The organism is Bacillus sp. MAG717A (assembly GCF_036884855.1).
Classification (GTDB): Bacteria; Bacillota; Bacilli; order Bacillales; family Bacillaceae; genus Bacillus; species Bacillus safensis.
Genome location: NZ_CP145733.1, coordinates 2,197,255 through 2,212,253 on the forward strand (window position 1 = coordinate 2,197,255; position 14,999 = coordinate 2,212,253).

Below are 14,999 nucleotides of genomic sequence, written 5' to 3' on the forward strand. Positions count from 1 at the left end.
ATTCTACGTTAGTAAAAACATGAACATCACATAAAACAACATATTTTCTCTTATTAAGAGAGGTGGAGGGACGTGCCCTATGAAACCCGGCAACCGTCAGCATAGCTGAAATTGGTGCCAATTCACTCAAAGCCGCAGCGCTTTGAAAGATGAGAGAAAGGCGTAATTGACATAAAAGGCCTTTCTGCTTGCGTTGCAGTTAGGTCTTTTTTACTGACCTGGCGTCAGGCTAGAGTCATGACAGCAGGAAGAATAAATAACGTATGTGATGGCAACCTATAGATTCAGCAAGAAAGCAGGTGATCAGACTGTGATTCATTTACAGAATGTATCAAAAACGTATCATTCAAAAAGCGGAAATGTTGATGCCGTAAAAGACGTCAACTTGGATATTGATAAAGGTGAAATATTCGGAATTATCGGGTATAGCGGTGCGGGAAAAAGCTCGCTTATTCGCCTATTAAACGGTCTGGAGCTGCCAACAGAAGGAATTGTTGAAGTGGCAGGCAACCGGATCAATGAAGTATCGAATGCGAAACTTCGGAAAGCAAGACAAGAAATCAGCATGATCTTCCAGCACTTTAACCTACTTTGGTCAAGAACGGTGAGACAAAATATTATGTTCCCGCTTGAGATCGCAGGGGTACCGACATCAAAACGGAGAGAACGTGCGAATGAACTGATTAAATTGGTCGGTTTAGAAGGAAAAGAAAATGCATATCCGTCTCAGCTTAGCGGCGGGCAAAAACAGCGTGTCGGCATTGCGAGAGCATTAGCGAATGATCCAAAGGTTCTTCTATGTGACGAAGCGACATCTGCGCTAGATCCGCAAACGACCGATTCTATCCTTGAGCTTTTGGCCGATATTAATAAACGACTAGGGCTCACGATTGTGCTCATTACACACGAAATGCACGTCATTCGCAAAATTTGTCATCGCGTCGCGGTCATGGAAAATGGACGTATTGTCGAAGAAGGCGAAGTATTGCGCGTCTTCCGACAGCCGAAGGAAGAAATGACGAAGCGATTTGTAAAACAGCTTGCGGAACCAGAGGAAGCGAAAGAAACAATCGAGCACGTCCTAGAGCGAGTAAAAGAAGGTCAGGTCGTACGGTTGTCCTTTATCGGTGATTCTGCCGAGCAGCCGCTGATCACAGAAATCATTCGATCCTTTCATGTAGATGTGAACATCCTTCAAGGAAAGATTTCTCAAACGCAGGAAGGCGCGTTTGGAACACTCTTTATCCACATTAATGGAGAAGAGACCGAGGTAGAAAAAGCCATCGCCTATATCCAAAGCAAACAGGTTGAAATCGAGGTGATGACACATGTTTGAGAAATGGTTTCCGAACGTTGATTTAGACGTCATCTGGAGTGCAACAGGTGAAACGGTGTATATGACACTGATTTCATTGGCATTTGCCTTTGCAATCGGGATTATCCTGGGACTCCTGCTCTTCCTTACAGGAAAAGGCGGTCTTTGGGAAAATAAACCGATTAATGCTGTCATCGGCGCTGTCGTCAACATTTTCAGATCGATTCCTTTTATCATTTTAATTATTCTTTTACTAGGGTTCACGAAATTCTTAATGCATACGATTCTAGGCCCAAATGCAGCACTCCCTGCCCTTGTCATAGGGTCAGCTCCATTCTATGCACGTCTTGTCGAAATTGCACTGCGTGAGGTAGACAAAGGAGTCATTGAAGCAGCACGATCAATGGGAGCGAAAACGTCAACAATCATTTTCAAAGTATTGCTGCCAGAATCATTGCCAGCACTTATTTCAGGTATTACCGTAACAGCAATTGCTCTGATTGGCTCTACTGCGATTGCAGGTGCAATTGGAGCAGGCGGACTTGGCGACCTCGCCTATGTGGAAGGGTACCAATCTGGTAATACAGATGTCACACTTGTAGCCACTGTGTTTATTCTGATCATCGTCTTTATTATTCAAATAATCGGTGATTTGATTACAAATAAAATTGATAAACGTTAAGGGAGGATTTATTCATGAAGAAATTGATTCTAAGTGCACTATTTCTAGCATTTGCAGGTATTTTAGCTGCGTGCGGTTCATCTAATAACGCAAGTGAAAGCAAAACCATTACGGTTGCCGCATCAAAAACGCCGCATGCCGAAATTCTTGAAGAAGCAAAACCACTTCTAAAAGAAAAAGGCTACGATTTAAAAGTGAAAGTGCTTAGCGATTATAAAATGTACAACAAAGCGTTAGCTGAAAAAGAAGTGGATGCGAACTTTTTCCAACATATCCCTTACTTAAACGAAGAAAATAAATCAAACAAAGATTATAACCTAGTGAGTGCTGGTGCGGTTCACCTTGAGCCTTTCGGTATCTACTCTAAGAAATACAAATCAGTAAAAGATATTCCAAACGGCGGCACAATCATCATGACAAACAATGTAGCTGAACAAGGCCGTATGCTTGCCCTGCTGCAAAATGCTGGTGTCATCAAGCTTGATCCGAAGGTTGATACAATCAACGCAACAGTAAAGAACATTAAAGAAAACCCAAAGAATCTAAAATTCAAAAAAATCGCGCCTGAATTAACTGCCAAAGCTTATGAAAACAGTGAAGGCGATGCTGTATTTATCAACGTCAACTATGCGATCCAAAATAAATTGAATCCGAAAAAAGATTCAATCGAACTTGAGCAAACAAAGAACAACCCATATGCAAACATCGTTGCGGTTCGCAAAGGTGACGAAAAATCAGATAAGATCAAGGCATTAATGGAAGTTCTTCACTCTGATAAAATCAAAGAATTCATCGACAAAAAATATGACGGTGCAGTCTTGCCTGTATCTGAATAACAACATTTCAACCTCGCTTCTTTCAAAGCGAGGTTTTTTGTGTATTTTTTCAAATCTCGCTCATAATAAAAACGTACAAATGACCTGAAGGGATGGAATCAAAATGAATGAACAGCATATGAGCGGATCCATGCAGCAATCACTGACTGATTATAAAACCGCAATGGGTGAATTCCAGAAGAAAATGCCGGTGTTTGGAAAGAAATTTAATGAATTTACAGAGCAGTGCTTCCAAAGCGATTCATTAACTCAAAAGGAAAAACAAATGATTGCCCTCGGCATCAGTATTCATGCGCAGGATGAATACTGCATGATTTATCATACAAAGGGAGCGCTCGATCAAGGGGCGACAGAAGAGAATTTACTGGAGGTTGTCAGCGTGGCAGCAGCTTTTGGCGGCGGGGCAGCACTAAGCCAAGGAATCACAGTCGTTCAGCAATGTATTGATGAATTTGGAGGACAGACGCATTAAAAGAAGGAAAACACGGTATTTTTCCATATCACGGAGTTGAGTACTTCTCATCCGAATGTGTGAGAAAATATGCCGTCATAGAGCGTCATATCCCTTTTGAGTGAAGCCGCATACGTTTGCTACAATAAAGCTACACTCAAGGAAGGGAATGGTTTATTATTTGTTCGGACCATAGTACACTGGGATTGGATTATACCGCCGAGATGGAAAAGGCCATGCATCAAGCTCATGGCATGAGCTATGCAGAGTACGAAAGAGACCATGACTTAAGGATGAAAGTGGAATATAAACGAGAGCAGTCCTATCGAGATGAGAAAAGACAGCTCGCAAAAATGAATATAAGAGGCTAATAATAGCTGAGGGGCGGGGAGAACAGTTTCCCGCCCTTTCTTTATGAAAACAGTCTTTTCGACATAAATCCTTTTATCTACCTGCTTTTTTTGTTAGAATTTTGAGAGCATCCTCTCACGCTTATCGTGAATGTGTTGTATTCAGTTTTAATTTGTTATAAAATTAGAATGAGAATAAATTGAGAATAATGATTATTTTGGAGGTATCGATATATGACTGCTTCGACATTAACAATTAAGGACTTGCACGTTGAGATTGAAGGGAAAGAAATCTTAAAGGGTGTAAACCTCGAGATAAAAGGTGGAGAATTCCACGCAGTAATGGGACCAAACGGAACAGGTAAATCTACTTTATCTGCTGCAATTATGGGTCACCCTAAATATGAAGTAACAAAAGGCAGCATCTTGCTTGATGGCGAAGATGTCCTTGAAATGGAAGTAGATGAGCGCGCTCAAGCTGGTCTTTTCCTTGCAATGCAATACCCATCTGAAATCAGTGGTGTCACAAATGCTGACTTCCTTCGTTCTGCTATTAACGCACGCAGAGAAGAAGGCGATGAAATCTCTCTTATGAAGTTCATCCGCAAAATGGACGAAAACATGGAGTTCCTTGAAATGGATCCAGATATGGCACAGCGCTACCTAAACGAAGGTTTCTCAGGCGGGGAGAAAAAACGCAACGAAATTCTTCAATTAATGATGATTGAACCAAAGATCGCCATCCTTGACGAAATCGATTCTGGTCTTGATATCGATGCCCTGAAAGTTGTTTCTAAAGGAATTAACAAAATGCGCGGCGAAAGCTTCGGCTGCTTAATGATCACTCACTATCAGCGTCTACTGAACTACATCACACCAGATCACGTTCATGTCATGATGCAAGGTCGTATCGTGAAATCTGGCGGACCAGAACTCGCGCAGCGTCTAGAAGCAGAAGGCTATGATTGGATTAAAAAAGAGTTAGGAATTGAAGACGAAACTGTTGGTCAAGAAGCGTAAGCGTTAGGAGGATTATTGATGACATTAGAAACGAAATTATCAGTAGATCAAGATTATGTCAAAAGCTTCTCCGAGAAGCATCAGGAACCGGCATGGATGAGCTCCCTTCGCTTACAGGCTCTTGAAAAAGCAGAAGACCTCCCAATGCCAAAGCCTGACAAAACGAATATTTCAAAATGGAATTTAACGAATTTCAAACAGCATACAGTCGAAAGTGCACCATTTGGATCATTAGAAGAGCTTCCAGAAGAAGTGAAATCTCTTATTGATTTAGAGGACACAGATAAGACAGTCTACATTCAGCGTGATCAAACGCCAGCCTATTTGTCTCTTTCAGCTGAAGCAAAAGACAAAGGTGTGATCTTCACTGATCTTCATACAGCGATCCGTGAGCATGGAGATTTAGTGAAACAATACTTCATGACAGATGCAGTGAAAATGGATGAGCATAAACTTACAGCTTTACATGCTGCTTTAGTCAATGGCGGAGCTTTCCTCTATGTTCCGAAAAACGTAGAGCTTGAAGCACCAATTCAAGCGGTTTATCTTCATGAAAATGACGAAACGACGTTGTTCAACCATGTCATCGTTGTAGCAGACGATCATAGTGCTGTGACATATGTAGAAAACTACATCAGTACAGCAAAACCAGAAGAAGCAATCTTCAATATCGTTTCTGAAGTATTCACAGGCGCAAACGCCCGCGTCACATACGGTGCTGTAGATAACCTTGCAGAAGGTGTCACAGTCTATGTGAATAGACGTGGTATGGCAAATGGCCGTGACAGTAAAATCGAATGGGCGCTTGGCTTGATGAATGATGGAGACGTCGTGTCTGAAAACATCACAAAGCTTATGGGCGATGGTACATTCGGTGATACGAAATCAGTTGTTGTCGGCCGAGGGAATCAAACAGAAAACTTCACAACAAGCATCATCCACTTCGGTAAAAATTCTGAAGGGTATATCTTGAAGCATGGTGTGATGAAGGATCAAGCATCCTCTATCTTTAACGGAATTGGTAAAATTGAGCATGGCGCAACAAAGTCAAATGCAGAGCAGGAATCACGTGTCCTCATGCTGAGTGAGAAAGCACGCGGTGACGCAAACCCAATTCTATTAATTGATGAAGATGATGTGACAGCAGGGCACGCCGCTTCTGTTGGACGTGTTGATCCAATTCAATTGTACTACCTCATGAGCCGCGGAATTTCCAAAGAAGATGCAGAAAGACTTGTGATTTACGGCTTCTTAAATCCAGTTGTGAAAGAACTGCCGATCGAAGGAGTTAAAAAGCAGCTGATTTCTGTAATTGAAAGGAAAGTAAAATAATGAATATCAAAGACGTTCGTGAGCAATTTCCAATCCTTCATCAGCAAGTGAACGGACATGATTTGGTGTATTTGGACAGTGCAGCGACTTCTCAAAAACCAAGAGTGGTCATTGATGCAATGAATGAGTATTACCGGTCTTACAACTCGAACGTCCACCGGGGTGTTCATACCCTTGGCACAAGAGCAACGGACGCATACGAGGGTGCGAGAGAGAAAGTTCGTGCATTCATCCGTGCTTCATCTGTCCAGGAAATTATTTTTACTAGAGGTACAACGACTGCACTAAACACAGTGGCGATCAGCTATGCTAGAGCCAACCTCAAAGAAGGCGATGAGATTGTCATTACGCATATGGAGCATCATGCGAATATCATCCCTTGGCAGCAAGCAGCGAAAGCAACTGGCGCCACATTGAAATACATTCCGTTACAGGAAGACGGCACGCTATCGCTTGAAGATGTGAAGCAAACGGTCACACATCAAACGAAAATCGTCGCTGTCACACATGTCTCAAACGTATTAGGAACCATCAACCCGATTAAAGAGATCGCAAAAATTGCCCACGATCATGGGGCAATCATTGTCGTCGACGGTGCGCAAAGCACTCCGCACATGCAAATTGATGTTCAGGATCTAGATTGTGACTTTTTCGCATTCTCTGGGCATAAAATGTGTGGACCGACTGGCATCGGTGTGCTTTACGGGAAGAAGGACCTTTTGAATAATATGGAGCCTGCTGAGTTTGGCGGTGAAATGATCGACTTTGTGGATCTGTATGATTCCACATGGAAAGAGCTGCCGTGGAAATTTGAAGCGGGAACACCGATTATTGCTGGAGCAGTTGGACTAGGAAAAGCAATTGACTTCTTAAATGACATCGGTATGGAGGAAGTCAGCCGTTACGAGCATCAGCTTGCCACTTACGCGCTTGAGCGCTTTAAGGAGCTTGACGGTGCGACTGTTTATGGACCGCAGCACCGAGCTGGGCTTGTGACGTTTAACTTAGACGACGTCCATCCGCATGATGCGTCAACTGTTCTAGATACGGAAGGTGTCGCCATTCGTGCTGGACACCACTGTGCACAGCCGCTCATGAAATGGCTTGGTGTATCAGCGACTGCAAGAGCAAGCTTCTACCTGTATAATACAGAAGAAGAGATTGATCTACTCATTGCAGCGCTCCGTAAGACAAAGGAGTATTTTACGAATGTCTTTTAATGTAAACTTAGACACACTGTACAGACAAGTGATTATGGATCATTATAAAAATCCGAGAAACAAAGGTGTGTTAAACGACAGCATTGTCGTCGATATGAACAACCCAACGTGTGGTGACCGCATTCGTCTCACGATGAAAATCGAAGACGAAAAAGTCACCGATGCGAAATTTGAAGGAGAAGGATGCTCGATTTCGATGGCATCTGCCTCAATGATGACGCAGGCGATTAAAGGGAAAGATATTGAAACTGCTTTGAAAATGTCTCGGATTTTCTCCGATATGATGCAAGGAAAAGAATACGACGATTCCATTGATCTTGGTGACATTGAAGCGCTGCAGGGAGTGGCAAAGTTCCCAGCCCGCATCAAATGTGCAACATTATCCTGGAAGGCGCTTGAAAAAGGCGCATCTGCCGAAGATAACGGCAAATCATAAGATTGGAGTGAAAATGGATGGCTAAAAAAATGCCAGATGTTGGTGAATATAAATACGGCTTTTCTGATAAAGACGTTTCCATTTTCCGTTCAGAGCGCGGACTGACAAAAGAGATCGTTGAAGAAATTTCTCGTATGAAAGAAGAGCCTCAGTGGATGCTTGACTTCCGTTTGAAATCTCTTGAGCACTTTTACAACATGCCGATGCCACAATGGGGCGGAGATTTAAATGCATTAAACTTTGATGAAATTACGTACTACGTAAAGCCATCTGAGCGCTCTGAGCGTTCTTGGGATGAAGTACCAGAAGAAATCAAACAAACCTTTGATAAGCTTGGTATCCCAGAAGCAGAGCAAAAGTATTTAGCTGGTGTATCTGCTCAGTATGAATCTGAAGTTGTGTATCACAACATGAAACAAGACCTTGAAGATCTAGGAATTGTGTTTAAAGATACAGACAGCGCATTAAAAGAGAATGAAGACATCTTCCGTGAGCACTGGGCAAAAGTCATTCCTCCGACTGACAACAAATTTGCTGCGCTTAACTCGGCTGTATGGTCTGGTGGTTCATTTATCTACGTACCAAAAGGCGTAAAAGTAGATACTCCACTTCAAGCATACTTCCGTATCAACTCTGAAAACATGGGTCAGTTCGAGCGTACACTGATCATCGTTGACGAAGGCGCACATGTGCATTACGTAGAAGGCTGTACAGCTCCAGTTTACACAACAAACTCACTTCACAGTGCGGTTGTTGAAATCATCGTCAAAAAAGGCGGCTACTGCCGTTATACAACGATTCAAAACTGGGCAAACAACGTCTTCAACCTTGTGACAAAACGAACAGTATGCGAAGAGAATGCAACAATGGAATGGATTGATGGAAACATCGGTTCTAAGCTGACAATGAAATACCCAGCAGTCATCCTAAAAGGTGAAGGCGCTCGTGGTATGACATTAAGTATTGCCCTTGCAGGTAAAGGTCAGCACCAAGATGCAGGTGCGAAAATGATTCACCTTGCACCAAACACATCTTCAACGATCGTATCGAAATCGATTTCGAAACAAGGCGGTAAAGTAACGTACCGCGGAATCGTTCACTTCGGACGCAAAGCAGAAGGTGCACGCTCAAACATCGAGTGTGACACACTCATCATGGATAACAAATCAACATCTGATACGATCCCTTACAATGAAATCTTAAACGACAACATTTCATTAGAGCACGAAGCAAAAGTATCGAAAGTATCAGAAGAGCAGCTATTCTACTTGATGAGCCGCGGAATTTCTGAAGAAGAAGCAACAGAAATGATCGTCATGGGCTTCATCGAGCCATTCACAAAAGAACTGCCAATGGAATACGCCGTTGAAATGAACCGTTTGATTAAGTTCGAGATGGAAGGTTCTATTGGTTAATAAAGAATATTGATGCACAACGCTTTTTGAAGGCATTTAATTTCGAGTGATACCACTTGTTAATTAAGCCTTCATGGCGTTGTGTTTTTTTATGTGAATGTGGAGAAGTATACAGTATTCATCCTCAACAAATGGCTCTTATTCACATTTATGATGAAACGACAGATGTATTTAGTTCGTGAAGTCAGATCCATCCCTCCAATATCATCATCATTAAAGCCATCATATTTTCCTGTGAATTAAACTTTTTTCTAAATGAACATAAATACTTGCTACATTCAAATTAGTACTGTATAGTTCTAATTATGACAAAGGCTAAATTAATGAATCAAAAACGTGTGCTTGAAGTAGCTGCAACATTATTTTTGGAAAAAGGGTTTGCTTATACAAGTATGGATGAATTGGTACGTGTAAGCAAAGTGTCAAAGTCTAATGTGTATTATCACTTTTCTAATAAGGAGGAATTATTAGCAGGGGTCGTTGATTATTGGATTGACATGTATCAATCTGCAATAGACGACGTAATTTCTCAGACCCAATTTTCAGTTGAAGATCGTATCCAAATGTTTTTAAAGCAATTATCACAAGGAGTTCAGTCGAGAGAGTATAAGGGCGGCTGTCCATTTATTACTCTTTATATTCAAAGTCCTGCACAGGCCACGCAAATAAAAGAAAAAATAGGTCTATTTTTTACAGGATTACAAAAGAAAGTTTCTCTATTGCTGAAACAAGGGGTAGAGAGCGGGGAATTCCGAAATACGATTCAGATTGATGAGGTGGCATCACTTTTTATTACAAATCTTGAAGGAGCGTTATTTATTTCAGAAACATTGAAGGATGCCACTGTCATCACAAAAACAGCAGATCATTTATTTAACTTGCTTCGATAATAGAAGCATTTTTTTTACATCAAATTAGTACTAAATAGTACTAAAAGGAGACTTCATATGAAAACAGTATTTTTAACAGGTGGAACAGGCTTTATTGGAAGGCAATTGGTCGAAGAATTAGCCAAAGAGGATGTGAACATTCTTCTTTTAGTGAGGTCGAAAAGTAAAGCAACACGTATTTTTCAAGAAAGAGGCATTTTAAAACAGGAAGTGATGCACTTTATTGAAGGTGATTTGACGAAAATGGATTTAGGTCTAAGTGCTAAAGATATGGAGATGGTGTTGAAAACGGATGTGCTGATTCACGCAGGAGGGCCCATGGATATTCAAGCGACAAGTAACGAGGCAGCTTCCGTCTTTTTAAATGGCGCCAAATATATTGGTGAATTAGCTAAAAATATTCATCAATTGAAGGGCTTGCAGCATTTTATTCATGTTGTCGGTTATATGAGTCCCTTTGATGATGAAAATAGCAGGATTGCCATTGATGTGTTTAAAGAAGGAAACAATTATTTGAAAATCAAAAATCCATATGAGAGAACAAAATTTTTAGCAGACCTTTATATCCGTCAACAGGCGTCAGCACTAGGTTATCCGCTGTCTGTCATTAATCCGCCAACTGTCGTCGGCAGTAGTAAAACAGGGAGTACAGAGCAGATAGCAGGATTAGGTTTGCTTGTGACGAGTATGCGAAGAGGGCTCATGCCGGTGATTCCTGGAGGTAAGGGATATAGGCTGCCACTGATTTCAAACGATGAGTTTGCAAAATTTATTGTGCAGGTTCTCAGGATCGAACAGCCGGCTATTCAAACATATACACTTGTTGAAGACAAAGAGAACGATCCGAACATTGCTGAATTATTAAGTGTGATGTCGGAAAGTATGAATATGAGGGCACCCAAAATCTCTGTCCCAATGCCGCTTATGAAAACAATAATGAAAAGTGGAGTAAGTAAAATAACAAACATTCCTTCTGATGGACTCAATTTTATGACTAAACGAACATTTTCAAATGCTTCAGTGAAAAACATAATGGGAGGGGATTGGTTTAAGAAGACGAGTGTCGTGAACTTTTTCCCTGCCGTAGTAGCTGATCTGGATTATCGCATGAAGGATCAACATGGTGAGCATTATCATGTATTTGAGCGAACATTATGCGATAACAACACCCTTTACCAATTACAAGGAGAAGGGAAACCGTTTATTTTATTACATGGTTTATTGAGTGATGGAGAGGATTTATTTCCTTTAGCGCAAGAGCTTCATGAAAAAACGGGTCAACCTGTATGGATCTTGGATCTTCCTGGCTTGGGACGATCTCCTTTTAAACGAGAGAAAAACCTTCTAGATATCTACTTGAATGTAGTGAAAAAGTTATTGGAGAAAGCGACAAATGGTGCACATCTCATTGGTCATTCATTCGGTGCATTTATCTTACTTGAAGCATTGGGACAAGGGTACATAGATAAGAAGTATTCAATCACTTTACTTCAGCCGCCTGTTGCTAAAGAAAATGCTAAATCGCTAAATGTTCCACAATGGATGAACAAATGGACATTAAAATTAGCAACTTCTAAAATGATAGAGCGTTATTTATTAAGTAACGGTTTGTTTGAAAGCACGGAGAGCATCCCTGAACATTATATTGAAAAAATCAGAAACAGTTTTACGTCTCCTAGAATTTTAAATACGACGGTTCAGCTTAACCAGTTACTATTGAAAAACGATCTCGGTGATTTCAATGAAGCAACAAAGCATAATCTTCACATGATTTGGGGGGAGTATGACAAAGGCTATTCTGTTCCATCGCATCTTGGTAAGGTTGATTTAGTTCCGTATGGCCATCATTTTCCTCTTAGCCATCCGCGTGAAACGGCATCATTGGTTATAAAAAATAGTCTTACTAGCAGTTGAGAATGTGGGATAAATAAAGTATGTCGTAATTGAAATGAAGTCGCAGTGCTTGGGGTCTCACCGATACACATCAAGTGAAAGATTTTATAGCACCCTAAAACGAAAAAGGTGATTTTTATCAAAAAAAGCACGATTTTTCGTTTTGGGTCTTTTTGATTCAATAGAAGTTAACTAGGTGCATAAAACTGATCTAAGGTGTTCGTCATATCATCAGATGCAGATTGTAAGATCGCATCTTGCTCTAAAATCGCTGTTCCTTGTGCTCGGACAATATAAAATTGTTGAAAGCCCATCAAGTTTTGAAATATTTCTTTTAGGTAATGATGTGAAAATTCCAGAGGTGTATAACGATCGTTATTTGTGAAAATTGAGCCACTTGCTTGAAGCAAAAGTACACGATAATCGTCAGTCATCAGACCAACTGAACCATCTTCTGTATATTTAAACGTTTCTCTCGCAATAAAGATATTATCTATATAATCTTTCATTCGTGAAGTCACATTGAAATTATGAACAGGTGACACGATCACAATTCGATGATGTGCTTTGAATTGAGCCAATAAAGCAGATGACGCAGCGGCGATTTTTTCTTCGGTAGCCGTTAATGTTTGTTCGGATGCTTGCTTATCCCAAATACCTAGCAGCTGTTCTTTTTCGATACGAGGAATTTCAGTTCCATATAAATGCAAAATGGTTGGTTCTTCATGAGGAAACCTTTCTTTAAACTGTTCTAAAAATAGTGTTTGCAGTTTGTTTGAATAACTTTCTCGATGAGTGAAATCTGGGTGCGCGTTAATAATTAATGTTTGCATGTACATGCTCCTTTTCTTTTGATAAGCTGAGTATAAACGATAAAGGTGACAAAAGAAGTCACCTTTTTAAGAGGGAAACAAATGAAAAAATCAGAACGATTAAACCAAGAACTTATTTTTTTAAGTGATAAACACTCTTTTCAGTTAAAGGATTTACAATGCGAATTTGGCATTTCTAAAAGGACGGCTTTAAGGGATATAGAAGAGTTAGAGTCAATGGGCTTAGCTTTTTACGTTGAAAATGGCAGACACGGAGGATATCGACTGGTGAATCAATCTCCATTGGTTCCTATATATTTCAATATAGAAGAAGTTCAAGCTATTTTTTTCGCTCTTAAAGCGCTAGACCTGGTGTCAGCAACACCATTTAAAAAATCCTACTCACAAATTCGCCAAAAGTTGTTTGCCACAATGTCTGAAGAGAGAAAGCAAATGATTACGGAGACTTTGGATGTGATTCATTACTATAATGTCGCACCAGTTAGTGAACAAAATCATTTGGAATTGATTTTAATGGCGATAATGGAAGATCAAATAGTGAAGATGACTTACACTCAATATGAAAATAAATGGATGAGGCTGCAATTTCTTGAGTTGTTTTATCGAAATGGCATTTGGTTTTCTCAAGCATATGATGTTCAAAATAAAAAGTGGGGCATCTATAGATGTGACTTTATGAAGGAAATGATGATTGAAGAAGAAATCAGAGATACATTTACGAAGGAAGAATTAAAAGAACTGCAACTCGCGTACGAAAAAACTTATCATGATATCTCATTTAAATGTCGATTAACGGAACAAGGAAAAGAAAAGTTTTTGAAGAATCATTACCCAAATATGAGATTGGAGATCATTGATCATATTCCTTATATTGTGGGTGGGTATAATCAAGAAGAATTATCGTATATGACACACTATTTGATGTCATTTGGGAAACATGTGAAAATTGAATACCCAGATGAATTGAAAGAAAGTTATTTGAATCAATTGCGAGAAGTGATTGACCAGTATTGAATCACAAAAAACTAATATACTACAGAAAAGGCGAACCACTAAAGTTCGCCTTTTCTCACTCTTTTTAACTACTATGATGTCAGTTACTTCGCCACATGCATTGTGCTTGTTTTCGATTTATCATCGACCTTCCCATACGTCAGCTGACGCCAAATAAACTCCATCGGACCATATTTAAACCGCTTTAACCATAGTGTACTGAAGAGCACTAGGAATACATAAACCCCCAGTCCAATCATAAACGTGCCAGCTGGCTGAAGATGATTGGCAAGTCCGGCTCCGTATTTTAGAAATAGCATTGTGCCAATGATGGAGTGAAGCAAATAACAGGTCAGTGACATGCGTCCGACTTTGGTAAAGACCATCAAAGCACCTCGCAGCTGAGGGACGTGAAGAAACAGCATCGCAAGTGTACTCATATAGAACATACTGCCTGTTAATCCGCCGTTTTGTTCAAGGGCAGAGGCTATATTCATCCAGAGCGTATTTTCAAAAGGATTGACCGCTGCTATGATCGTGCTGCTCTGTGTAATCAGAAATGCAATTGTGAAAATGATCCAAATGCGATTCCAAATCGCTTTTTTCGCCTCCATGTTTTTGAAAAACTTCATTTTCACAAAATACACACCAAGTAAAAACATGAAGAACATAGAATAGACGGTGGAAAAAGAACTGGAAGCCATTGTGACCATATCTGTCCACCGATCACTAATTGATGTTAAATAAGTCAGACTGTTGTGGCTGGTCAACTCGAAATCAGTAAAATCCAGCTTGCCTGATGATGTTGTGTCCATGGTATTGAACAGCATCGTGAAAATAGGTGTGAGCAATTGAATCACAAAGAGTGTGATGAGCCAGTATAGGATGGTTTTGGCTGTGCGTTTGTAAAAGAAAAGCAAAAAAAAGCCAGCGACTGCATAATAGGCCAAAATGTCACCAATCCAAACAAAGGTCAAATGCAGAAGGCCAAATCCTAAGAGAATGGTTAATCTGCGGGCAAACAGCTTGTTCGGACTGTCTACCTTCTGAGCAGCTCGGTCCATAAAAATCATAAAACCAACCCCGAATAGAAAGGAAAACAGTGTAATGAATTTCCCCGAGGCAAACCAATTCACCACATTGTGAAAGACATCATTTGACTGTATGTCAAATCCCTTGGCCGAATCCACGATCAAAAAGTAATTGACTAGAATAATCCCCATTAAGGCGAATCCTCGTACGATGTCCAAGAAATGAACCCTTTCTCGCAGACTCATCGGTTGTCCGTGTGCTACTTTGTTTGCATTCATATCCATGCTCCTTTTCTTGTTAT

General features: G+C 40.4%; 15 protein-coding genes and 1 riboswitch. Of the genes, 13 read left to right on the forward strand and 2 right to left on the reverse strand.

Features of this window, described 5'->3' with window-relative positions; translation table 11 throughout:
- Positions 1-47 precede the first annotated feature (47 nt).
- Positions 48-156, forward strand: a riboswitch (SAM riboswitch).
- Between the two features lie 154 nt (positions 157-310).
- The 12 genes from V6Z54_RS11160 (at position 311) to V6Z54_RS11215 (ending at position 11,861) form a co-directional block, all read left to right on the forward strand.
- Entirely contained in the window at positions 311-1,336 is a 1,026-nt protein-coding gene (locus V6Z54_RS11160; protein WP_058838173.1) for a methionine ABC transporter ATP-binding protein, read from the forward strand.
- A complete protein-coding gene (locus V6Z54_RS11165) occupies positions 1,329-1,997 on the forward strand; it encodes a methionine ABC transporter permease (protein ID WP_024423401.1) in 669 nt (222 codons plus the stop codon). The genes V6Z54_RS11160 and V6Z54_RS11165 overlap by 8 nt, the downstream gene beginning before the upstream one ends.
- Before the next feature lie 14 nt (positions 1,998-2,011).
- Entirely contained in the window at positions 2,012-2,833 is an 822-nt protein-coding gene (gene metQ / locus V6Z54_RS11170) for a methionine ABC transporter substrate-binding lipoprotein MetQ (protein ID WP_024423400.1), read from the forward strand.
- 103 nt (positions 2,834-2,936) lie between these two features.
- A complete protein-coding gene (locus V6Z54_RS11175) occupies positions 2,937-3,305 on the forward strand; it encodes a carboxymuconolactone decarboxylase family protein (RefSeq protein ID WP_003212803.1) in 369 nt (122 codons plus the stop codon).
- A 215-nt stretch (positions 3,306-3,520) separates the two neighbouring features.
- Positions 3,521-3,655 (forward strand): hypothetical protein, encoded by a 135-nt coding sequence (locus V6Z54_RS11180; RefSeq protein ID WP_254965641.1) that lies wholly within the window; start codon positions 3,521-3,523, stop codon positions 3,653-3,655.
- A 213-nt stretch (positions 3,656-3,868) separates the two neighbouring features.
- Positions 3,869-4,654: a Fe-S cluster assembly ATPase SufC gene (gene sufC, locus V6Z54_RS11185; RefSeq protein WP_007500355.1), complete on the forward strand. Its 786-nt coding sequence runs from the start codon at positions 3,869-3,871 to the stop codon at positions 4,652-4,654.
- 18 nt (positions 4,655-4,672) lie between these two features.
- The gene (gene sufD / locus V6Z54_RS11190; protein ID WP_338527327.1) at positions 4,673-5,986 is read left to right on the forward strand and encodes a Fe-S cluster assembly protein SufD; all 1,314 of its coding nucleotides are present in this window, start codon (positions 4,673-4,675) and stop codon (positions 5,984-5,986) included.
- On the forward strand, positions 5,986-7,206 hold the full coding sequence (locus tag V6Z54_RS11195) for a cysteine desulfurase (RefSeq protein ID WP_075611888.1): 1,221 nt from the start codon (positions 5,986-5,988) through the stop codon (positions 7,204-7,206). The genes sufD and V6Z54_RS11195 overlap by 1 nt, the downstream gene beginning before the upstream one ends.
- Positions 7,196-7,642, forward strand: coding sequence for a Fe-S cluster assembly sulfur transfer protein SufU (gene sufU / locus V6Z54_RS11200; protein WP_039181277.1), 447 nt, complete (start codon positions 7,196-7,198; stop codon positions 7,640-7,642). Before V6Z54_RS11195 ends, sufU begins: the two co-directional genes overlap by 11 nt.
- Before the next feature lie 17 nt (positions 7,643-7,659).
- Positions 7,660-9,057: a Fe-S cluster assembly protein SufB gene (gene sufB / locus V6Z54_RS11205; RefSeq protein ID WP_007500362.1), complete on the forward strand. Its 1,398-nt coding sequence runs from the start codon at positions 7,660-7,662 to the stop codon at positions 9,055-9,057.
- Between the two features lie 323 nt (positions 9,058-9,380).
- Positions 9,381-9,947, forward strand: coding sequence for a TetR/AcrR family transcriptional regulator (locus V6Z54_RS11210; RefSeq protein ID WP_338527328.1), 567 nt, complete (start codon positions 9,381-9,383; stop codon positions 9,945-9,947).
- Between the two features lie 57 nt (positions 9,948-10,004).
- Entirely contained in the window at positions 10,005-11,861 is a 1,857-nt protein-coding gene (locus V6Z54_RS11215; RefSeq protein WP_338527329.1) for an alpha/beta fold hydrolase, read from the forward strand.
- 167 nt (positions 11,862-12,028) lie between these two features.
- On the opposite strand, the gene V6Z54_RS11220 is transcribed toward V6Z54_RS11215, so the two are convergent.
- Positions 12,029-12,673 carry an NAD(P)H-dependent oxidoreductase gene (locus V6Z54_RS11220; RefSeq protein WP_269102453.1) on the reverse strand — a complete coding sequence of 215 codons (645 nt, stop codon included), beginning with the start codon at positions 12,671-12,673 and terminating at the stop codon, positions 12,029-12,031.
- Positions 12,674-12,754: 81 nt separating this feature from the next.
- Here V6Z54_RS11220 and V6Z54_RS11225 point away from each other — a divergent pair, with 81 nt between their 5' ends.
- A complete protein-coding gene (locus V6Z54_RS11225) occupies positions 12,755-13,687 on the forward strand; it encodes a WYL domain-containing protein (RefSeq protein WP_338527330.1) in 933 nt (310 codons plus the stop codon).
- A gap of 83 nt (positions 13,688-13,770) precedes the next feature.
- Here V6Z54_RS11225 and V6Z54_RS11230 read toward each other — a convergent pair whose 3' ends face one another.
- A complete protein-coding gene (locus V6Z54_RS11230) occupies positions 13,771-14,976 on the reverse strand; it encodes a DUF418 domain-containing protein (protein ID WP_338527331.1) in 1,206 nt (401 codons plus the stop codon).
- Between the last annotated feature and the right edge of the window lie 23 nt (positions 14,977-14,999).

What these genes read in the sequence shown, in the direction of transcription:
- sufC (WP_007500355.1), top strand. Translation starts at nt 3,869, where the DNA reads ATGACTGCTTCGACATTAACAATTAAGGACTTGCACGTTGAGATTGAA.
- V6Z54_RS11165 (WP_024423401.1), top strand. Translation starts at nt 1,329, where the DNA reads ATGTTTGAGAAATGGTTTCCGAACGTTGATTTAGACGTCATCTGGAGT.
- sufB (WP_007500362.1), top strand. Translation starts at nt 7,660, where the DNA reads ATGGCTAAAAAAATGCCAGATGTTGGTGAATATAAATACGGCTTTTCT.
- V6Z54_RS11210 (WP_338527328.1), top strand. Translation starts at nt 9,381, where the DNA reads ATGAATCAAAAACGTGTGCTTGAAGTAGCTGCAACATTATTTTTGGAA.
- V6Z54_RS11195 (WP_075611888.1), top strand. Translation starts at nt 5,986, where the DNA reads ATGAATATCAAAGACGTTCGTGAGCAATTTCCAATCCTTCATCAGCAA.
- sufU (WP_039181277.1), top strand. Translation starts at nt 7,196, where the DNA reads ATGTCTTTTAATGTAAACTTAGACACACTGTACAGACAAGTGATTATG.
- sufD (WP_338527327.1), top strand. Translation starts at nt 4,673, where the DNA reads ATGACATTAGAAACGAAATTATCAGTAGATCAAGATTATGTCAAAAGC.
- V6Z54_RS11220 (WP_269102453.1), bottom strand. Translation starts at nt 12,673, where the DNA reads ATGCAAACATTAATTATTAACGCGCACCCAGATTTCACTCATCGAGAA.
- V6Z54_RS11230 (WP_338527331.1), bottom strand. Translation starts at nt 14,976, where the DNA reads ATGAATGCAAACAAAGTAGCACACGGACAACCGATGAGTCTGCGAGAA.
- V6Z54_RS11225 (WP_338527330.1), top strand. Translation starts at nt 12,755, where the DNA reads ATGAAAAAATCAGAACGATTAAACCAAGAACTTATTTTTTTAAGTGAT.
- metQ (WP_024423400.1), top strand. Translation starts at nt 2,012, where the DNA reads ATGAAGAAATTGATTCTAAGTGCACTATTTCTAGCATTTGCAGGTATT.
- V6Z54_RS11215 (WP_338527329.1), top strand. Translation starts at nt 10,005, where the DNA reads ATGAAAACAGTATTTTTAACAGGTGGAACAGGCTTTATTGGAAGGCAA.
- V6Z54_RS11180 (WP_254965641.1), top strand. Translation starts at nt 3,521, where the DNA reads ATGCATCAAGCTCATGGCATGAGCTATGCAGAGTACGAAAGAGACCAT.
- V6Z54_RS11175 (WP_003212803.1), top strand. Translation starts at nt 2,937, where the DNA reads ATGAATGAACAGCATATGAGCGGATCCATGCAGCAATCACTGACTGAT.